Source organism: Paenibacillus oryziterrae (assembly GCF_042610485.1).
GTDB lineage: Bacteria > Bacillota > Bacilli > Paenibacillales > Paenibacillaceae > Paenibacillus_AQ.
Genome location: NZ_JBGJZO010000018.1, coordinates 23,663 through 45,260 on the forward strand (window position 1 = coordinate 23,663; position 21,598 = coordinate 45,260).

General features: G+C 48.2%; 13 protein-coding genes and 1 pseudogene. 2 read left to right on the top strand and 12 right to left on the bottom strand.

Annotated elements, in window-relative coordinates; genetic code table 11:
• Positions 1-9 precede the first annotated feature (9 nt).
• The 6 genes from ACAN55_RS17260 to ACAN55_RS17285 are packed head-to-tail and all read right to left on the bottom strand — an operon-like array spanning position 10 to position 6,658.
• Entirely contained in the window at positions 10-1,452 is a 1,443-nt protein-coding gene (locus tag ACAN55_RS17260; protein ID WP_379135456.1) for a DUF2142 domain-containing protein, read from the bottom strand.
• Positions 1,453-1,471: 19 nt separating this feature from the next.
• Positions 1,472-2,038: a hypothetical protein gene (locus ACAN55_RS17265; protein ID WP_379135459.1), complete on the bottom strand. Its 567-nt coding sequence runs from the start codon at positions 2,036-2,038 to the stop codon at positions 1,472-1,474.
• A 10-nt stretch (positions 2,039-2,048) separates the two neighbouring features.
• Positions 2,049-4,250, bottom strand: coding sequence for a glycosyltransferase (locus tag ACAN55_RS17270; RefSeq protein WP_379135462.1), 2,202 nt, complete (start codon positions 4,248-4,250; stop codon positions 2,049-2,051).
• Positions 4,251-4,263: 13 nt separating this feature from the next.
• Entirely contained in the window at positions 4,264-5,124 is an 861-nt protein-coding gene (locus ACAN55_RS17275; RefSeq protein WP_379135465.1) for a glycosyltransferase family 2 protein, read from the bottom strand.
• Between the two features lie 17 nt (positions 5,125-5,141).
• Positions 5,142-5,879, bottom strand: coding sequence for an ABC transporter ATP-binding protein (locus ACAN55_RS17280; protein ID WP_379135468.1), 738 nt, complete (start codon positions 5,877-5,879; stop codon positions 5,142-5,144).
• Between the two features lie 14 nt (positions 5,880-5,893).
• Complete coding sequence (locus tag ACAN55_RS17285; protein ID WP_379135595.1) at positions 5,894-6,658, bottom strand: ABC transporter permease; 765 nt, start codon at positions 6,656-6,658, stop codon at positions 5,894-5,896.
• A gap of 142 nt (positions 6,659-6,800) precedes the next feature.
• On the opposite strand from ACAN55_RS17285, the gene ACAN55_RS17290 reads away from it, so the two are divergent.
• Complete coding sequence (locus tag ACAN55_RS17290; protein WP_379135470.1) at positions 6,801-9,257, top strand: O-antigen ligase family protein; 2,457 nt, start codon at positions 6,801-6,803, stop codon at positions 9,255-9,257.
• Positions 9,258-9,384: 127 nt separating this feature from the next.
• On the opposite strand, the gene galU is transcribed toward ACAN55_RS17290, so the two are convergent.
• From galU to ACAN55_RS17315, 5 genes are all read right to left on the bottom strand, one after another.
• Entirely contained in the window at positions 9,385-10,269 is an 885-nt protein-coding gene (galU, locus tag ACAN55_RS17295; RefSeq protein ID WP_379135473.1) for a UTP--glucose-1-phosphate uridylyltransferase GalU, read from the bottom strand.
• 257 nt (positions 10,270-10,526) lie between these two features.
• Positions 10,527-13,085 carry a U32 family peptidase gene (locus ACAN55_RS17300; protein ID WP_379135475.1) on the bottom strand — a complete coding sequence of 853 codons (2,559 nt, stop codon included), beginning with the start codon at positions 13,083-13,085 and terminating at the stop codon, positions 10,527-10,529.
• 250 nt (positions 13,086-13,335) lie between these two features.
• The gene (locus ACAN55_RS17305; protein WP_379135478.1) at positions 13,336-15,246 is read right to left on the bottom strand and encodes a stalk domain-containing protein; all 1,911 of its coding nucleotides are present in this window, start codon (positions 15,244-15,246) and stop codon (positions 13,336-13,338) included.
• Between the two features lie 27 nt (positions 15,247-15,273).
• Positions 15,274-16,446 (bottom strand): S1C family serine protease, encoded by a 1,173-nt coding sequence (locus ACAN55_RS17310; protein WP_379135598.1) that lies wholly within the window; start codon positions 16,444-16,446, stop codon positions 15,274-15,276.
• Between the two features lie 156 nt (positions 16,447-16,602).
• A complete protein-coding gene (locus ACAN55_RS17315) occupies positions 16,603-16,812 on the bottom strand; it encodes a hypothetical protein (RefSeq protein ID WP_379135481.1) in 210 nt (69 codons plus the stop codon).
• A gap of 429 nt (positions 16,813-17,241) precedes the next feature.
• On the opposite strand from ACAN55_RS17315, the pseudogene ACAN55_RS17320 reads away from it, so the two are divergent.
• Positions 17,242-18,292 (top strand): annotated as a pseudogene (locus ACAN55_RS17320) (oxidoreductase).
• 110 nt (positions 18,293-18,402) lie between these two features.
• Here the strand turns inward: ACAN55_RS17320 and uvrA are convergent.
• Positions 18,403-21,282: an excinuclease ABC subunit UvrA gene (gene uvrA, locus ACAN55_RS17325; protein WP_379135483.1), complete on the bottom strand. Its 2,880-nt coding sequence runs from the start codon at positions 21,280-21,282 to the stop codon at positions 18,403-18,405.
• Between the last annotated feature and the right edge of the window lie 316 nt (positions 21,283-21,598).

The following is a 21,598-nucleotide window of genomic DNA, read 5'->3' on the forward strand; positions in this document are numbered from 1 at the left end:
CTCCTTTCGTTACAGTACCGGTATCCAATATCGTAATAATAGTATAATCGTTGTCAGGATCATAGAGAAAATGACAAAGCTGGGAACTACAGCTTCCAAAGTGTCTGAAATCCGGCCTGCATATTTGCTTCTGCTGAGCAGATTATTCTTGGCAATAATCAGGAGAGTGAGAGAGATCGGCAGAAAGTACCTGCTCTGTACGCCGGATATTACCGGTGCCCCGACCCCGCCGATTCCGTCAACGGATGTCCAAATGACATAGAGTGCCGTTTCAATGAGGACAATGATCAGCAGACCCATCAAAAAGATGATCCCTTTATTCCGCATGCTTACCTGAATCCCAGGTTTCACTCTATCCAGTAAGACCGAAGCTATCAAAACAAAATAATACATGAAGATGAACAAGTACGGGAAGTTCGTGTCCAGCCAGCCTAAATTCCCGACAAAGCCGATAAAATAGAACTTGGCGCCTTCCAGCAGGGAATGAACCAGAATACGCGCATACTCCATTGGCGAACCAAGAATGAACTTGACCTGGTCCAGTGCATGACTAACGGTAGTACTGCTCCCCCCTGCCAGCAGCAGCTTCATGAAGATGCTCCAGAGAACATAAGAGGCGATCCCGGAAGCCAGAATAATGAAGAACCAGCGTATTTTTTCCTTCTGGTCCTGAAATTTGCTTAATGGAATCAGCCAAACCAGCAGCATCAAAGGATAATAAACCTGTTTGAACTGGATTAGCAGAATGGAAAAGACAATAAAGGTGTACAAGTCCCTTTTGGTTACCTTCGGAACGCCGGAATCGAAACATAATCTGAACAACACCGCGACGAATAGTAGAATGGTGCTGATAATTATGGCATCATAGCTCAGCGAGGCGGCCAGACTAAAGGTCATCGGCATTAGCGCAATCAGAAACAGCGTTGTCTTCATGAAAGGGATGATTCGGATTGCAAAATAACAGGCAATCAGATAGAACAGAAGATTAAACATTCTTCCCGCATAAATATAATTCGCCGGAGATATACTGTCACCCCAATGAAATACGGGATTATCCACCGTGATCTTGAGAAGGAACATTCCGAGTGATTGCGGAAGGAAAAGAATAGGATTAGCACCCGATGTCGAATACTCCGCAAATACGCCTGCACCCTTATTTACTTCCAAATGGGTATCAAAATATAGACTCTTGTACGTGTACTTGGCATCCATATTGCCCATTAGAAACCGATGATTACTCTCGAAATCCAAAATCGATTGGGGGATATAACTTCCAATAATCCCGTCCTGGTTAACTTCAGGAAATAAATGAAGGGATGAGATCATATACGATTTCTTAAAATGGCTGTCTTCATCGGCCGTCTGCAGCGGGGGAATAAGGAATACAAACAGCAGGCCAAATATGAGTCCCAGGGAAAGAAAGGTGTTCTCCAGCTTGTTTCGCACTCCCACGAAATTAACCTCCTATGTTCTAAAACCACCCGCTTATATTCTCATAGATATAAGCGAATATTGTCCGGTTGTAATAAGCCTTAAAGGCAAGATCGCCAGGTTGAGGTTCGCCGTTAATCGTAAACTCTCCCCCGGCATAAGTATCTTCTGTACTGGAATAGGCGGTTATGGCCTGGTCCACCGGGCTGTCCTCTGACTTGATATACACATAGTAGTCATTGCCCTTGGAGAACTTAACCGGAGGAAATCGGAAGTCAAACCATTCATTATCGATAATGCTGTCTGCCTGAATGGATGTCTGATAGATATCTCTTGTGCTGCCAAGATTTCTTATCCCCACGACCAGCGTACCTTCATTCTTCCGCATAAAGGTTCCCAGCTGAAAGGAGACCCCGCTTAAATTATTTTTGTTGAAATGAAAGGTTTGGCCATACTCATCCTGTGCAGCAAGACCATCTGACGCAATATCTGCTTGATTCTGTGTAATGCTTTCACTGATTAACCCTGCATTCCCCACATAGACGTACAGAAAAAACACGCTCAACAGCAGCAGAAAAACCGGCTTAACCCACTTCGTTTTTGTCATAGGACACCCCTCATTCCAGACCTGCTTCAGGTGTATAGCCGTATAGCCGCAGAATATCCTCGTGCAGATGACTCCATTCTCTCGACGCAGCAGTCTCCAGACCTTTAGCAACCAGATGGTTTCTTAATTCCTCATCCTCGCACACGCGATGAATCATCTCTACAGCACTTTGAATATTCCCTTGTTCATACAGCAGGCAGTTCTCACCGTGCTCTAAATATTCGATATTGCCGGCATTAGGGGCTACAACAGCTATGCCACCCGTTGCCATCATCTCTAAAGGCGGATAAGAGAAGCTTTCGAGAAGACTGGACTTAATCAATATGTCGCAGCTGGAATAAATACTGCTTACTTCTTCATAAGGAACCTTGTTGAAGAACTTGTCCACGCGGTACTTCTCTTTCGGCGCTCCGTTATAGGAGAGATACCAAATTTCAAACCGGTCTTTATCCAGAGCATTAACGATTTCGAAGCTCTCATCTACATTTTTGTAGTGGTCCTTTGAATTGCCTTCCACAAGGATCTTCACTTTGCCTGTCGGATTGAAATTTCTTGGCTTATAGCTGAACAACGCCGGATCAATCCCGTTGGGGGCAAAATGAACGTCTTTATGAAAATCATCTCTCAGCCAGTCCTCGCACCATTTGGATATGGTTATATACTTCATATTATTAAAAGAATTATAGGTTGAATTCGCACCCCGCCGCGAATAATTACCCGCCTCATAAAAATCCGTTTCATAGTTTTGCACTAGATAATATCGATCCCGGATTTTGGTGTAATTGTCCAGAAAAGCGGTTGTGGTCCATAAGGTCGCCACACATTTATGAAAGTACCCATGGAAGTGATGCCGATGATAGGAAATTACATTGATCTCCCCATCTTTAGTTATAATGTTATCCTCTTCTTCACTCATGGAAATAATCATTACATCTTTTCCGGCATCCTGAAGGATAGTGCAGTGTTTAATGACTACATTAACGCCGCCGCTGATTTGGGTTGACGGCAGGACGAATGCTATATTCTCGCTGAGCCGTGCTTCAATAAATTCAGCCAGAGCATAACCCGTTCTCGCAGAAATCCACTTCGCTGTTACTTTGTCAAAAGCTTTCTGCCCCAACTGCAGGCGGTAGGGTTCATTATTCACCAGCTTCGACAGCTGGGACTCCCATTCTTCGGAATGATCACATAGAATACCGTTCTCCTTATGGGTCATGACTTCCTTAAAAGCACCGACATTACTTGCGATCGTAGGAACTTTGACCAATGCGGCTTCCATCCATTTGTTCTCGGACTTCGCCTCATTAAAGACCGTGTCTACCAATGGAGCCAGGTTTATATCCACACTCGCTATTAACTCAGGCAGATGCTTCCAATCTGTGAATTTCTCGACAATAATCCGGTCCTTAAAAGCTTGCAGCTCCTCAGGGATATCCAGAAAGCCAACAACCTTCAGATATACATGGCTGTTCTTCTCAAAGATCGCTCGTACTGCCGGTAAAATCAGTTCAAAATCTTCATTATGCGTAATGCTTCCGCTGAAATAGCCTAAAACAATACGATTGTCTTTAGGCTTGTCCAGCTTTGCCTTATTGGCCTTTAAAGACAGCTCGAACATCTTCTCCGACGCCACATTCCTGTTAATAAATACATCTTTCACATAGGGCTGCAGCTCCTGTGCCAGTCTTCCCGTCGTGGTAATCGCGTAGTCGCATAGTGTAAGTGTCTGGCGGGTGCGGTCGACCCCATCCATATACATCTCCATCTCATGATCGCTCAGGGTTTTGAGATGCTTGATGTCCTTAACATATTTATGGTCGATCACCAAATCATCGATATCAAAGAATACCGTCTTGTTAAAGGATTTGGCCCGCTCTATGAAATTCCCCACCATTTCCGTATGAGGACAGCGGAAAAAGACAAATGCCCGGTAATAGCCTACCAAGTTCATTGTCAAATTCTCGTAATATACGGAATCGCAGGTATATCCATTGAATTCAAGCTGCTCCATCTGATGGTCCACTCTGTACCTTTGAGGGTGAGGCAGCGTACAGCCATTGATAAATAGAATATCCTTAAAAGCAAGCTTGCTCATACTGCCGGATCGCAGCAGCCTTTTCTTCGTATAACGGAAGGACTTCTTCACAAAAGCGTCCAGTCCCTCATATTTAATTGCCGTCACCGATTTCTTGATCAGATTATCTATACCCACTCGTTACCATCCTTTAGCGTTTGATATCGGAATTCTGGAGCATCCTCCTGCGTGCCTCTTTGACATAGGACTTCCTGTGTTCTCCTCCCGCTGTGGAGGTTTCAGTAATCCGCCAATGGTACAGGATCTTGGGGATATGCTTGACCCGGTCACTTTTAGCCATAACCCTGAGGGCAAGATCCCAGTCCTGTACACCTTCATAACCTTCCCTGAATCCATTGACTTCATGAAGCAATGAGGTCCGGTAGACGGCCAAATGGCATATATAGTTGATTTGCCGCAGCAGACCGGGTCCGTATGCTCTTTTATAAAAAGGAAAGCACCGTTGGCCGTTAAGCAGCTTATCTTCATCACTGAATATTAAATCAGCATTAGGATCGTTATTTAGCAGCTTCACAACTTCATATAAGGCGAAGGGAGCAAGTGTATCGTCATTATCGAGAAGTGCAGCAAATTCCCCCTCAACAATCTGAAGCGCTGAATTACTGCAAGCCGAGATATGTCCATTGAAAGTACGATACACTACCTTTATCCTGCTATCTGCCTTAGCATATTCATCCAGAACTTTACGGACATGCGGCATGGAGGAATGATCATCTGCGATGCATAGCTCCCAATGCGGGTATTGCTGCTGAATAACCGAATCAATACATTCCCGAAGATACTCTTCTTTAACATTGTATACTGGCATGATGATAGAAATAAGCGGGGAATAGTGGAAGGTTACCGGATGATCCAGAGCAGTCTCATGTCTTGCAATCCACGCTTGGTAGCCTTTGTTCCCCGTAATAAACTCAGTAATGATATATTTTTTAATTTTGGCCCGTATGAGCAGAGAATACAATTTATAAAACCATGCGCTCCAGCTATTCACGGCCCTAATCTCCTTGATCAGTTATATTTAGTGAAATAAAAATTGCAGATTTCTTCAATATTGCCGGAGCTGATTAGCTTCCCGTGCTCTAAGATTACACCCTGACTGCACATATTTCGGATCTGATCAATGGAATGGGAGACCAGAATAACGGTTGTGCCCTGTTCCATCATCTCTTTAATCTTCTTCTCGCATTTCTCCTGGAACTTAAAATCCCCAACAGATAATATCTCATCCAGAATTAATACATCAGGAATCGTAGCCGTAGCGATCGCGAACCCTAGTCTTGCATACATCCCGGATGAAAAATTCTTAATGGGAACATCTATAAAATTCTGCAACTCGGAGAACTCCACAATATCATCAAACTTGGCTTTCATTTCTTTTTTACTGTAGCCCAGAACTGCGCCGTTTAGGAAAATGTTCTCCCTTGCTGTCAGTTCCGCATCAAAGCCTGCTCCCAGTTCAATTAACGGGGCCATTCGGCCAAATACCTCGACCTTGCCTTTGGTAGGCTTCATTACTCCGGCAATAACCTTGAGCAATGTGCTTTTCCCAGCCCCATTCAGACCCAGGACACCAAAGATCTCACCTTTGTTAATGGTAAAACTGACGTCGTTCAGCGCCCAGAACTCATTATATGAAATCTGCCGTTTAAACCGTTTAATTAAATACTCTTTCAGTGTGCTTATCTTCTCCGTGGTCATATTGAATCGCATTGAAACATTATGAACATCGACTATAACTTCTTTCATTGGTTCTATGCTCCTTAAATGTACAAGATGAATTTATCTTGACGTTGTTTAAATAAGTAGACACCGATAATGAGCGTAACCAGGGCATAATTAAAACACTGCAGATTAAGCTCAGCAGAAGGAATACGTCCATATAGAAGGCCTTCACGAAAATGAGTTAAGAAGTAGAACATGGGATTGCCGTACAGCAGAAACATAAATTTATCCGGCATTGTAGTCACAGGATAGATAATTGGGGTAGCATACATCCACGCGGTCATCAATACACCGTATAAATGCTCAATGTCTCTGAAAAATACCACTACGCTGCATAAAATCAAACCAACCCCTATACAAAACACAAATAGATACCCGATGGACACGAAGCTGAAAATCAGCGTCCACTTAATGGGTACACCTGTGAACAGACAGACAATAATGACTGCGCAAAAGGAAAATAACATATTGACTAAGGAGTAGGCGATTTTGGACAGAGGAAAAATATACTTTGGAACATAAACCTTCTTAATGATCTGTCCCGACGAAAAGATTGAGCTCATGGCCATCGAGGTTGAATCGGAAAAAAACGAAAAAAGGACTTGTCCGCTAATCACATAAGCAGAGAAGTACTGAATGTTGAATCTGAATAATTCTTTAAAAACCAATGTAATGATAATCATGATAAACAGCGGATTTAATATGCTCCAAAGAATACCAAGAACCGATCTTTTGTATTTTATCTTGATATCTTTTAGAACCAATAATTTAAGCAGCTCCTGATACTTCAGGAAATTTAACATATACTTCCTAAGTTCGCTCACAGTAACATTCACCTATTCATCTTTATTTTTCAAGCACTGGCTGTTAATGGATAGCTATAGCCCCCACAAGTGCCTATATGCTAAAATATTGTCGTAACTACAAGAAAAGGAGATTAGAACGTTGTCGAAACAAGTATACGGTAAAAAAGCCGCACCGTCGAGAAATGGTGACAAGATCCCTGACCTGGTTTGGGTGTTAGTGATTGGCCTTATTTTATTTTTGGCGTGGGCTCCCTTTCAGGTAGGGATTTATAATGGTCAGTTGGTAGACTTTGATGTGCCGATCTATGCAGCTTCCTTCGTCAGCGCTCTTTTGCTGCTGTTCGGGACAGTTATTTATTTCAAAAGCTTTAAGCTGGCAGAGCAGCGGGATGTATTGGCGATTCTAGCCTTATTGCTTCCACTTACTTATGCCTTATCGCTTTCGGTTGCAGTCTCGCATTATATGGCTATGAATATGCTGTTTATCCAGTGTACATATGCTTCGGTATTTATTATAGGCCTTTATCTTCTGAAGAAAAAGCAAGTAAATCTTGTCATTCAGCAGGCTGTCATCACGATTTGCTATCTGGTCGTTGGTTTCGGGCTGATGAACTGGCTGGGATTATCCAAATTGGCTGGCGCTCTGGTTGGCTGGTTCTCCAATACCGTCGTGGACAGCATTTATCTGGATGCAGTGATGACGGATGCCAACGGGCTGCGGCTCACTTCGATTTTCCAATATGCCAATACGTACGCCGCCTTCTTGATGGCCTTCTTGTTCGTTGCAATATTCGCGTTAATCCGGTCCAGAAAATGGTACGGCACGCTGATGCACGGGTTTATGCTGGTGCCGATTATCGTATCACTGCTGCTTACGCTCTCGCGCGGTGGTCTTGTTATGCTGCCTGTGGTTTTCGTGCTGCTGCTATTATTCCAGAAGCCGGCGAAGCAGATTCTTTGGATCCTTCATACCGGAATATCGGGGCTTGTCGCATTGGCAATCAGTATCCCGGTTACCAATGTAGGTACAGATCTGAATGAAGCCTTCAGTTCATCTGCTGCATTGCTTGGTTGGGGAGTCCTCATCGGGGCATCGCTGCTGATGGCTGGAATCAGCTGGCTGCTTCAGCGTTACTTGGCTCCTTGGCTGGAACAGACCTTCGTCGGCTGGAGCAAGCGGAAAGGAACCGGAATGTGGATTCCACTCGGTTCGGTAGTATTGGTTGTACTTGCTGCGTTCCTTCTGATTGGCACACCGGTAAAAAGCATTCTTCCCGCTAACATGGAAAGCCGCTTGGAAAACATCAATTTTAAGCAGCACAGCGTGCTGGAACGGATTACCTTTTACAAGGACGCTGTAAAGATCTCCAAGGATCATCTGCTGCTCGGAGCAGGCGGCGGAGGTTGGGCGGCACTTTACGAGCAATACCAGAACAATCCGTACACAAGCCGCCTGGTGCACAACTTCTTCCTTCAATATCTTCTTGAGGTCGGAATTATCGGGTTCCTTGTGTTCATGGTCTTCATTGTCTTGATCTTCTATAAATACATCCGCGGTTATCTGAAGAATGATAAGGATGATTTCGAGAACGGGTTCTTTTATCTGATTCTTGCCTTATCCATTCTCGGCCACAGTCTGCTGGATTTCAATATGAGTTATGTGTTTATGGGTATTCTCGTATTCCTCGGGCTTGCCGGTATGGGTGCAGTGATGGAGAGCAATCTCCTTCCTGACCGATGGAATAGCAAGAAATTCAGCAATAGCTATGCTGCCGTACTCGTTGTATGCACTCTTTTCCTGCTGGTTCTATCCGGTCGTTACATCAGCTCCGGGAATGCGGCGCTAAATGCCAAGCAGGTTGCCGCTTCGAGCCAATCGTATGATGAGATCAAAACAGCGCTGCTCAAAACGATGAAGGTGCGTCCTACCCATCCGGAGTCAGTAACCACTCTTTCATCCATTGATCAGCAGATGTACGGCATGACCAAGGATACACAATATACAGATGAAGCCCTTTCGGTATTAACGCGGGCGCTTAAAGATGAACCTCACAATAAATATATCCTTACCGAGCTGGCAGGAGCTTACGATCTTACGGATCAGCCGGAACGGGCTTATGAATTATACCGCGACAATATATATAAGTTCGTCTGGGATATTAACTGGTACGAGATTCTGATCCACCGGTCTTTCGACCTCGGTTATGAAGCGTACATCCAGAAGAATGAAGGCAAGGAACAGGAGTACTTTACCTCAGGACTGGAAGCTTTCGCCAAAGTGCAGGCAGGCATTGAGCATCTGAAGACACTCCCGCCTGAACAACTTCAAGGACGTCCGTTTGGCATTACTCAGTCGATAGCCCTGAATGCGGGAAAAATACTGATGATGTCGGGTGAGAGTGAAGCCGCGGCGGAAATTATGAAGCAGGCAATCACCACTGATTATACCGATCTGAACAATCGTGAGATGGTACGCTGGTATTTAGCCCTGCTGCAGCAGGGCGGAGGAAATGATCAGGGATTATACGATCTGCTAATTGCAGCTGATCCCACAGAGGCCCAGAAGATCAAGGAAATTGTGAATATGAAATTCTAAGCAATGTGGATAGTATGATAGTAATCATGCATATTGCAAAAAAAAGAGTGGCCACTGTCGTTGGACAGTACGGCCACTCTTTTTGAGTTTATATTAGGTTGCGTGTTGGCAGCTGCACTATGTTATCTCAGAGAGCTTTCTCCGCTTCCTGTTCCACAACCTCCAGCAAATAACGCAGCAGTTCTTCCTTCAGCTCTCCGCGCTGAAGCGCGTAATGGATGGTTGTCCGGATGAATCCCATCTTCTCACCTACATCATGGCGTTTACCCTCGAAGTTATAGGCAATAATCCGTTCAACTTCGCTAAGACGGGCAATAGCATCGGTAAGCTGGATCTCTCCGCCTACGCCCACCTGCTGCTCACCAAGCATGTCGAAGATACGTGGGGTCAATATGTAACGGCCCAGGATCGCCAGGTTGGAAGGCGCATCCTCTCTCTTCGGCTTCTCAACAAGACGGTTGGCTTTGAAGACCCGCTCTGCGAGAGGGGTACTATCAACCACACCATACCTCGAGACCTCTTCCCAAGGCACGGGCTGAACCCCTACGATGGAGGACTTGTATTCGTCGTACACATCAATCATTTGCTTCAAACAAGGCTTATCGGCTTCCACGATATCATCGCCGAGAAGAACGGCAAACGGCTCATTGCCGATGAATTTGCGGGCGCACCAGATGGCGTGTCCCAGGCCTTTGGGTTCTTTTTGCCGGATATAATGGATGTCCGCCATTTCGGAGGACTTACGCACCGAATCCAGCAGCTCCCACTTTTGCTTCTCGGCCAGTCCGAACTCGAGTTCAAAGGAAGTGTCGAAGTGATCCTCGATGGAACGTTTGCCTTTCCCTGTTACGATGATGATATCTTCAATACCAGATGCAACAGCTTCTTCAACAATGTACTGGATCGTAGGCTTGTCTACGATCGGCAGCATCTCTTTAGGCATCGCTTTCGTTGCGGGCAGGAAGCGGGTACCGAGACCTGCGGCAGGAATAATGGCTTTGCGGATTTTCATGGCATAAGCTCCTTTTCGTGTACTCGCTTAGTTCCTCACCATTTCTATAAAGATTATCTTTTAATTATAGCAGTTTTGACCTATTCAAGGCAAAAATTCTAGTAGTTTACATGACCTTAGTTATATGAAAAAGAAGGCTAAAGGGATTGATGCCCTTTAGCCTTCTTTTGTGTATAACGTGCTCTGCTGTTCCCCCTGCGATTAGGAGCTAATGATCACAAGTGGCCGGGGGCCGAAAGCGCTAGATCAAGCGGACATTATTTGGCGTTCACCAGTTGTCCGCGGGTTACGCCAAGCTGGTTCGTCGCTTTCAGACTCTTCCATACCTGGGTTCCGGAAATTTCGCCGCGCAGCGCACGGCTGTACAGATTGATGACTTCAGCCACCTGCTCCGGCGTCTCTTCCAGGAATTCCACGCGGAATGAATTCACTCCGAGCTCACGGAAATTGTTCAGGTATTCCGCACCGGACTGTTCAACGGCGTTATACACCGTGTTGCGGCAGCCTTCATCCACACGAACAGGGTGGGCCATACCGATACGGTCCTGCAGAGATGCGCGCTGTTCTTCGCAAGGGCGGCCGCAATTCGTAAAGTCTGTGCCTTCACTCATGAATGTGCAATATACACAGTGCTCCGTATGGAACATCGGCAGATGCTGGTGGATTACCACCTCCATGCGTGAGGTATCGCTGTGTCCCAGCAAATCAACCATCTGCTGGATATTCAAGTCGTAGGATGGAGTCACCATATCCAAACCTGTTTCAAGGAACAGCTCCACGGCCCGGTGATTGGCGATATTTAAGGAGAAATCACCAATCAGGCGGGGATGCACAGCATCCGGCTGTTCCATCCGGCGGCGCAGATAATAGTACAGCGCGCCTGTATTCCGCACCAGCACGGCGTCCGGCTCCAGGCGAAGAATATTCGCATGGTAGCCGTTCTCGCCGGGCATGTGGATACGCGGGGTTGCCAGCGCGATGCTGGCGCCCGCTGCCCGTACGGCGTCCACCGCCGCCGGGAACTGCTTGATGAACTCGAAGTCGGCGTAAATATTCGTCACGCCGGCCTCGAGCGCAGCCTGCACCTGCGGCAGGCTGCGGCACAGCACGGTGAGCTCCGCGTCACCGCGCGCACCCAGTCCGTCCCGCTGCGCAGCCGTCGGGACGGCACCGCCTGCGGCGCCCCCTTGGGCCGCGCCGCCGTACACCTCTACCGCCCGTTTCACGTAGACGGGCGGTTTCGGGCGCTCGCCCGCAAGCAGCTCCACCGCGCTGCGGCGGATGCTGTTCAGCTCGCGCATGGGCACAATGACGTCGCCTTCCAGATGCGACTCCAGCTCCTCAAGCTGGAAGAGGGTTCCGCCCAGGCGGCCGAATTGTTCTTCCAGCAGCGCAGCATCCATCGGACGTTTTTGCGCAGGTTCCAGCGCAAGCTCCGAATCCACGCGGACCGTGACGTTCTTCTGAACGTCCGTCCACCAGGTCGCAAGCGGCTCTCCGGCGCGGCCTTCCACCTTCACACGGACCGGAAATACACGGTACGGCTTCTCGGTCTCATACGTCTGGCGCAGCGCCTTGTCGAGCGCCGGATCGTTCGTCTTCCAGATGCGGTCGCCAACATGCAGGCGGCGCAGGTCGACATCATTCCGTCCCGGAACGATGTCGATAATCCAGCCCTCTCCGGCTTCACCTTCGAGCTTCACGCCTTTGCGGCGCAGGTCGTAGACGCGTCCGCCTTCTTCCTTTTTCGTCGGATCGCCGGCGTCGAATACAATTCCGTCCCCGCGCTTCAGCGGTGCGTGAATACGGCATACTACTCCGTCACGCAGAATCTGCTCCACTGTCCCGAGGTATACGCCCCGGCTTTTAGGAAATGTACCGTCCACCAGCTTCTTATTGTTGGTTCCTTCCAGGAAGCCGTGCGTGAACCCGCGGGAGAAGCTCTGCTGCAGCTCGCGCATTTCTTCCTTGGAAGGTTCGCTCCAGTTACCGTCGAAATACCGGTCGATCGCTTTGCGGTATTTACCTACCACGTTGGCTACATATTCCGGGCTCTTCAAGCGGCCTTCAATTTTGAATGAAGTCACGCCCGCTTCAATCAGCTCCGGCATAATATCAATCGCCGCCAGATCCTTAGGCGAGAGCAGATAAGCCACATCCCCCATCGGCTTCACTTCGCCGTCGATCATCAGGTCATACGGCAGACGGCAGGCCTGCGCACATTCACCGCGGTTCGCGGAACGTCCGCCCCACATCTCTGAGGTCAAGCATTGACCGGAATAAGAGACGCACAGCGCGCCGTGAACAAACACTTCCATCGGCAATTTAGCCTGTTCCCCAATCACCCGAATCTGCTTCAGGTTATTTTCACGGCCCAATACGACTCGTTCCAGTCCCCATGGCTTCGTAAACTCCACAGCCTCCGGGGAAGTAATGGTCATCTGGGTCGAACCGTGAATCGGGAAATCCGGAGAAATCTCGCGGATCAGCTTCACGAGGCCCAAATCCTGTACAATCACCGCATCCACTCCGGCATCCACACAGGCATCAATCAATGCTTTGGCTTCCGCCAGCTCATTCTCAAACACCAGTATATTAAAGGTCAGGAAGCCCTTCACGCCATAACTGTGCAGAAACGCCATAATCTCCGGCAGCTCGTCTGTGCGGAAGTTGTTCGCTCTTGCCCTTGCATTAAACTTCTCTACGCCAAAAAAGACAGCGTCTGCACCATTAGCCACCGCCGCACGCATGCAGTCCCAATCGCCCGCCGGAGCCAGCAGCTCCACGTCTTCCCTGCGTAAGCCTTGCTCGTTCATTTATATCCTCCTAAACCGCTATTGAAGCGGGTTCTATCTAAGTCTTTAACCTAGTTATTGTATCAAATATCACACCTCCACGCTATGTGTTTGCCAGCATTTCCATAAGAATATCTACAATTTTGAACATTTAAAAGATTGAGCTGCTGTAAAAAGTCAAAAAAACGCCTCCCGAATGCGGATCAGGAGACGCTTATGGACGCAAATATTTACAGATTAGAACAGTTATCCGCGAAACTCCCCGAAGTGACTAGCGGCTTTCCCTAAACCGGAATGACTGAAGTGTCTCCTCCAAGGTCTTCAACTGGACAGGAGTTGCATTATAATCATTCAGCGTAACCGTAAGGGTATAGACAGCATTTCCTTTGCTGAAGACCAGCGTTTGAATCCGGCAAGGTGAGCCGCCTTTTTCAAGATGCACCATAATTTCGGTTGCAGGCTCTCCCGCAAGCGTTGTTTGTTTTATATTTTCTATAACCGGACCTTTGGGGTCATTACCTTTATTCCCGTAAAAGTCCTTAAGCTGATTCACCGTGTATTCTACAGAGCCCTCCGGATTTACAGCAAGCTGAAATCTGCCGCCAGTGAAACGGTACTCTATATTCTGCATTTCAAAAATATCCTGATAGGGTGTCCACAGCAGTGGTATATCAATCACATAATCGAACGTCTTGGATATTTTAGTTACTGTCTTATCCTTTAGGGTCAGGTAAGAATCTTCTGCCAGGCGCCCAAAGTTCTCCTTGATCACATCATAATCAATATCCAGAGAAGAGAGGATCGGTTTGAACAGCACCGCGTCTTTCTCCTGCCCGGCAGGAACGGTAAATTGGGCATAGTACCGGTAACCCTTGTTCAGAAGCAGCATCTGGTACTCGGTTGCCCAGCCGTTTCCGTAATTGTATTCCACTTGATTAACCTGTGCTTTCACACCGGCTATTTCTTGAATCGTACTCTCCTTCAGGTGATAGGCATCCGGAACAAAACTGTCTTCGAGCTGTGCCTTTCGTTCCTCTCCCCAACTAGCGAGCGTTGAGCCTGCAGACGCCGTACTCACTTTCAGCTTCAGACTACTGCCTTGTCTGCTCTCAAAATACAGCTGCCGGTTATCTATACTCCATTCTGCCGGGATATCCAGCGATATTCCGTAATCTTCGTTGACCGCTTCACGAAATCCGTTCTCTACAGTGGAGAGGTCGCGGATACTGCGGTCCTTCTCGTCAAAGGAAGGCTGAAAGGAATTTAAGAGTCCGGAATACTTGGCAAAATCTTTATAGTTAACCGCATTATCATCGGTCAGATACAGCTCATACAATCGGCCTTCCGCGTAGTATTGCCGCCCTTCCCAAAGGGCTCCGCTGGAGTCCTTGCTGATAATCATGGCATAGGGTACTTTGGCATTGGGATAAATCTGGCGGTCCAATACAATCTCTCCGCCCTCCTCCGAGCTCCGTACCAGTTGCTCGAGCAGTTCGTCCGGATCGGCCTTCACTTCTTGAAGGGTCACATGCACCTCCAGGTAATACGTATTCTCTGCACTCATAAAGGTAGCTACGCTTTCCTCTCCACCACTGTCTCCCACGATGAGACCGGCCGGATAATTCATACTCCACCGGTAATAGCTGTTGCCAATCTTTGTTTTCCCCACATCACTATCAATGCCTTGATCTTCTCCCGCCAGAACCTCCTCGTCCGGAGCCACAAGACTAAGAACAATCTCCCCGCTGCTCCGCACCGATACTGCTGCACCGATTACCCCAGCTACAAAACGAAGCGGCACCATCAGAACGCCGGAAACCATCCTCGGCGCTGCCGGCAGCTTCACCTTCACGCCATCCTTCCAGGCGATGGTCTCCCCAATCGTCATCGCCCCAGTATGCGCGCGGTACATAACCTTAACCACATTGTCTCCTTCAAGTGCCACTGTGCTGCCGAATGTTTTTTTGAATACACCAAGCGGCACCATTACCGTTCCTTTTTCCGAATAAGGCTTGGCAATCGTTATCTTAGTTCCATTCACAGAAGCACTGCTGCTTCCCGCTTTGAGGATTAGTTCAAACCTGTTATTCTCGGCTGCCTGCACAGCTTGCACCGGAAGCAACGAGAACAGAAGCAGTAATGCCAACCATGTATACAGTCCGCGGGTTATTGTTCTTCTCATCTTCATATCCCCCTGTCCCTCTCAGCATTACTCTTCTGTCGATCCGAATGTTTTGTTTTCTTCGTTTCCCTCTCCGCTAATCACAGGATCGCCTTGGCCAAGAATAAGCTTACGGATGACAATATCACCATCACTTTGCATAGTTAGCCGGACAGCGCCCCCAGGTGCGTATTGTTTGAACAGCTCATTAATATCCACATTCGAGGTGACACGGTGCCCGTCGATCGCATAGAGAACATCTCCTTCAGAGATCCCGGCTTTTCGGGCAGCACCTGAATTCACTTTGGTCACCGTTAAAGGATCTTCCGTAGGCAGTCCAACCAGACTCGACCAGCTTTCCTCCAGAGTCAACCCCAGGTTCGGACGTCTAACCTCCCCATACTTGAGCAGTTGGTTCATGATATATTGCACGGTTTCTGAAGGTATGGCGAACCCCATATTTTCTACCCCAACCGCCGAATACTTTAAACTATTAATACCCAGTACCTCACCCTGCATATTAATTAACGGACCGCCGCTGTTTCCCGGGTTAATTGCCGTATCACTCTGAATTAGGCGGTAAGAGGCATCTATCGTACGCCCCAGACCGCTGATTATACCGGTGGTTGCAGAATTGCGAAGAGCAAAGGAGATCGGTGTTCCGATAGCAATCACCTTCTGGCCTACCTTGGCGGCTGATGATGATTTCGCCAGCTTGGCAGGGGTCAGCGACGTGGCATTGATTTTAATTAGCGCCAGGTCGCTGAACTCATCCGGATACACGGCAGTAACCGCATAGGTTTTACCATTTGAGGTCACAACAACGATATTCTGCAGATCTTCCACCACATGAGCATTCGTGATAATCCAGCCTTTGCTGTTCACGATAACCCCGGAACCGTGCGCCAAATTAAACCGATCATCAATGGCTCCGTAACGTTCACCCGTAGCTTTGCCAATGATCCCCACTACCGAGGGGGCGATACTGCGGATGATCTGAGGCACAATATCTTCGATGGAGGTGCTGCCGAAGCTCCCCGCCGCCATACTTCTTACCTCTCGCACCGTAACCCCGGACACCCTATTATCGGCTGCATCCATCTGATCCACTCTGCTTACATTGGACGCGTCCGCTCTCCCTGCACTTCCTGACCATGCCGCACTAATCAATATCCCGCTAAGCAGGAGCACTACCATTCCTCTCTCCTTCATTCCGCCCATTCTCATTGCTTATTCACCGGGCCTCTCTATCCCATAGTGGATCTAATATGCCTAATAATAATAAAAGACGCCTTCATTCGCTTGCAGCGGTAAAGGAGTCTTCGGAGTGTATGTCTATACGATTGTAGTTCATTGATCGCTGCTGCAATTACCGGACTAACTTATCCAGTTCATGACCATCGCATAATCGGAAATCAGGAATACCAGCAGGCTTACCAGTGCAAAACCGATGGCAAATTTATTTCTCTGCGGAGCTTTGATTAGCCGGAACAGACCAATGGAAATAATAATGGTAAACAAGATCATGAATACATCAAATGTATGAAACTTGGATGCTCCTGTTGCAACGGCTTCTGCAAGCAGCATGGCGTTACCTCCTCAGAAATTTTATCTGCAATTGATCATTATCCCTAGTTCATCATCTTTCCTGTTCACCTTCTATGTTATCGTCAGGATTTCACTCGCGCAACAAAAAAATCTCAAATATTATGTATTTGCCATAAAAAGTTTACGCAAAGCATCATAATTCCCGCTTTTGAATGATATAAATCATTGCCATAGTGAGTATATTAAATTATCAAGGTGCAGCAACTTTAGTCTCTAAGGCAGACCCTCACTAGATATATCAACGAAAAAAGCCCACCTTGAATCTTACGGCGGACATGCTTCGCTTATGCCATTTTCACTGTTTCTATTTCAAGTAATAGGACCTTCTAACACTTTGCCTATGCCGCGTTATTTGCTGTACAATCAGAATCAATAACTATTCCCTACATATCAAAGGAGCTAAAAGGTATGCACAAAGTTCGTGTCGGTCTGATCGGCTATGGCTTCTCATCATCCACATTCCATGCCCCATTGCTGGGCGTTATCGAGGGGTTCGACATTACTGCGGTATCCTCCTCCAAACCTGAGCTTGTTGGACGTAAGCTGCCAGATGCCGCCGTGGAAATTTCGCCGTCAGCTCTGATTCAGCGCAGCGACGTAGATTTAATCATCATCACCGCTCCGAATGAAGCTCACTTTCCGCTGGCCAAAGAAGCGATCGAGGCCGGAAAACATGTCGTAGTGGAGAAACCGTTTGTTCTCACCTTTGAAGAAGGCACAGAGCTGATTGAACTTGCGCGCAGTAAAGGCGTGCTGCTTAGCGTTTATCATAACCGGCGGTGGGATAATGATTTCCTTACCCTCCAAGAGATTATCGCCTCCGGACGGCTGGGTACTATCTTCACTTACGAAGCCCACTACGACCGCTATCGCCGTGAAGTTCGTGACCGCTGGAGAGAACGGGCGATTCCAGGCTCCGGTCTGCTCTATGATCTTGGAGCACACTTGATTGACCAGGCACTTGTCCTGTTTGGCAGACCCGAGTTTATCACTGCGGATATTCTTTCTCAGCGGGACAATGCGCAGGCCGACGATTATTTCCATATTACCCTGAAGTATGAGCGGCTTCGTGTCATCCTGCACTCAGGCATGCTGGTAAAAGAGCCTGGCCCTCACTTCCTTGTACATGGAGATAAGGGCAGCTTCTGCAAATATGGACTGGACTCACAGGAAGAGACGCTTAAGAGCGGCGGCCTCCCGGGTACGCCTAAGTATGGGGAAGACAATGAGCGGAACTTTGGACCTCGTTTGGGAGAATAGTAAAGGGTTGACCATTCGGGAGACCATCCGCACCCTGCCTGGACGTTATCACTCCTATTATGAAGGAATCTACCAAGCTATTGTTGCCGGCACTCCATCTCCAGTCAGCGCCGAGCAAGCACTCGATGTTATCGCAATCATCGAATGCGCACGGCAGAGCAGCAACGAACAACGTACCCTGCCCTTTCCTCAACATTAGTATTGAAGATTACATAATGCTTGATGCCCGGAATTCAGATGTCATAGCATGCAAAAAAGAACGGGTGCCACCCATTAAAGGGGTGACACCCGTTCTTTCGTTGTTGCTCATTACGCTTCGCGAAGGGAGACGGGTTCCTCCTGCAGCTTCTTGGTTCGCTCCGTGTCACGGATCAGAACCGGTTTCAAATACTTGCCTGTATAGGACTCCTCTACTTTCACAAGCTGCTCCGGTGTTCCGGTGGCCAGCACGGTTCCTCCACCGCTTCCGCCCTCAGGTCCCATATCAATAATATAATCCGCCGTCTTGATTACATCGAGATTATGTTCAATTACCAGTACGGATTCACCCGAATCGACCAGCCGGTGCAGCACTTCCAGAAGGCGTCCGATATCATCCACATGAAGGCCTGTCGTAGGCTCGTCCAGGATATACAGCGTCTTGCCTGTACTGCGTCTGTAGAGCTCAGATGCCAGCTTCACCCGCTGTGCCTCCCCACCAGACAAGGTGGTTCCCGGTTGACCCAGATTAATATAGCCCAGTCCAACATCAAGCAGCGTCTGCATCTTACGGTGAATGCGCGGGATGTTCTTGAAGAATTCCGTCGCATCCTCCACCGTCATTTCGAGAACATCAGCAATATTTTTTCCTTTATATTTCACTTCCAGCGTTTCACGGTTATACCTTTTGCCTTTGCACACCTCACAAGGCACATAAACGTCCGGCAGGAAGTGCATCTCAATCTTGATAATGCCGTCACCGCGGCAAGCCTCGCAGCGTCCGCCTTTTACGTTAAAGCTAAACCGTCCTTTTTGGAATCCGCGCACCTTCGCTTCGTTAGTCTTAGCGAACAGGTCGCGGACATCATCGAACACGCCGGTATAGGTTGCCGGGTTGGAACGCGGGGTCCGTCCGATTGGAGACTGGTCAATATCAATTACTTTATCCAGATGCTCCAGACCGCGAATCTCCTTATGGAGTCCGGGGCGGACCTTAACGGCCTTATTCAGCTGGCGGGCCAGGCTCTTATATAGAATCTCATTGACCAGCGAAGATTTACCGGAACCGGATACACCTGTTACTGCTGTGAACACACCCATAGGGATCTTGACGTTCACATTCTTCAGATTGTTCTCCTTGGCACCGCGTATTTCCAGCCATCGGTCATCGGTTGCCCGGCGTTTGTCACTGACCGGAATAAACTTCCGGCCGCTTAAGTATTCGCCGGTCAAGGATTTAGGATCGTTCATGATCTCTTCCGGTGTTCCCTGGGCGATTATATTCCCACCATGTATTCCCGCGCCTGGTCCAATATCAATAATATAATCTGCCGCCATCATCGTATCCTCATCATGCTCAACCACGATCAAGGTATTACCTATATCTCTCATATGAGCCAGCGTGGAGATTAGGCGGTCATTATCACGCTGATGCAGACCAATACTCGGCTCATCCAGAATATACAGGACGCCCATAAGACTGGAACCAATCTGCGTTGCCAGCCGGATGCGCTGCGCTTCACCACCGGATAACGAGCCCGCCGCACGGCTCAGCGTCAAATAATCAAGCCCTACATTGACCAGGAATCCGAGACGGCTGCTGATCTCTTTAAGAATCAGATGAGCAATTGCAGTTTCTTTCTCGCTAAGCTCAATAGATTGAAAGAACTGCATGCATTCCCCGATAGAGAAATCCGTAACATCGGCAATATTACGGCTGTTCACGGTTACCGCCAGAATTTCTTTCTTCAAGCGTTTGCCTTTGCACACATGACATGGCTTAGCGCTCATAAATCCTTCGATGAATTCACGGATACCTTCCGATGCGGTCTCACGGTATCTGCGCTCCAGGTTAGGAATAATACCTTCAAAGGCTACCATCGCATCTTTCTTCTGTCCGAAATCATTCTCATAACGGAAGCGTATCTTCTCATTGCCCGTACCATGAAGCAGCTTAGCCATCTGCTCCGGTGTTAATTCGCTAACCGGGATATTCTGCGGGATATGGAAATGCTCGCAGACGGATTTCAGAAATTGAGGATAATAATTGGATGTGCTTCCCGTCCAAGCCAGAAAAGCACCTTCCTCTATCGACTTGCCTGGATCAGGAATTAGCAGATCCGGATCGACTACCATCTTTACTCCTAGACCGTCACACTCCGGGCAAGCCCCAAATGGACTGTTAAAGGAGAACATCCGGGGAGCCAATTCCTCAATACTGAAGCCGCAGACCGGACAAGCAAAACTGGCACTGAACAGCAACTCCTCCTGTCCAATGATGTCTACAATGATCTGTCCACCGGAGAGCTTAAGCGCCGTCTCCAGGGAATCAGTCAGACGGGTCTGCACATCCTCTTTAATCACAATACGGTCGACCACCACTTCGATGGTATGCTTCTTGTTCTTCTCCAGCTCAATATCCTCAGACACATCCCGCTGTTCGCCGTCAACACGGACGCGCACGAAGCCCTGCTTTGAAATATCGGCAAACAGCCCTTTATGCTCCCCTTTGCGTCCTGAAATAATCGGCGCAAGGATCTGCAGGCGGGTCTTCTCCGGATACTGCATAATCCGGTCTACCATCTGCTCTACCGTCTGGGAAGTAATCTCGATTCCGTGCTCCGGACAATGCGGATGACCAACACGGGCAAAAAGTAGCCGGAGGTAATCATAGATCTCTGTTACCGTACCTACCGTAGAGCGGGGATTGCGGCTGGTCGTCTTCTGGTCGATGGAGATTGCCGGTGACAGGCCCTCGATGGAATCGACATCGGGTTTCTCCATTTGTCCCAGGAACTGCCGTGCGTAAGCGGACAGGGACTCTACATATCTCCGCTGTCCTTCTGCATAAATCGTATCAAACGCAAGCGAGGACTTCCCGGAACCGCTTAGTCCCGTCAGCACGACGAAGCGGTCACGGGGGATCGTCACGTCTATATTCTTCAAATTGTGCGCCCTCGCGCCTTTAATCACTATGTTCTCGATCGCCAACGGAATACATCTCCTTCATTTCGATCCCTCCCAAACCCTCCCTTAGCCAAGGGAGGGCCCCAAGGGTTGCACCCTCTGGACACCCGCAACAATGATTGGCGGAAGGAGATATGGGGATCGTTCTTTGTTACTTTCTATTGCCGAGCGCTTGTCCCTAAAGGGACCGCTTGGACTTTAGGCGCTCCCGAGGGCTGCGTTTCCTGCTACACCGTGCGTAGAGGCGCTGTCCCTTCGGGATTCGCTTACTTTACTGAATGGTGACTCCATGCAGTGTGTTGGTGACTTTCCTGCTACAGCGTGCGTAGAGGCGCTGTCC

Coding starts and splice junctions, on each gene's coding strand:
- ACAN55_RS17300 (WP_379135475.1), bottom strand. CDS start 13,085: ATGAACGAGCAAGGCTTACGCAGGGAAGACGTGGAGCTGCTGGCTCCG.
- ACAN55_RS17305 (WP_379135478.1), bottom strand. CDS start 15,246: ATGAGAAGAACAATAACCCGCGGACTGTATACATGGTTGGCATTACTG.
- ACAN55_RS17310 (WP_379135598.1), bottom strand. CDS start 16,446: ATGGGCGGAATGAAGGAGAGAGGAATGGTAGTGCTCCTGCTTAGCGGG.
- ACAN55_RS17265 (WP_379135459.1), bottom strand. CDS start 2,038: ATGACAAAAACGAAGTGGGTTAAGCCGGTTTTTCTGCTGCTGTTGAGC.
- ACAN55_RS17315 (WP_379135481.1), bottom strand. CDS start 16,812: ATGCTGCTTGCAGAAGCCGTTGCAACAGGAGCATCCAAGTTTCATACA.
- galU (WP_379135473.1), bottom strand. CDS start 10,269: ATGAAAATCCGCAAAGCCATTATTCCTGCCGCAGGTCTCGGTACCCGC.
- ACAN55_RS17285 (WP_379135595.1), bottom strand. CDS start 6,658: ATGTTAAATTTCCTGAAGTATCAGGAGCTGCTTAAATTATTGGTTCTA.
- ACAN55_RS17280 (WP_379135468.1), bottom strand. CDS start 5,879: ATGAAAGAAGTTATAGTCGATGTTCATAATGTTTCAATGCGATTCAAT.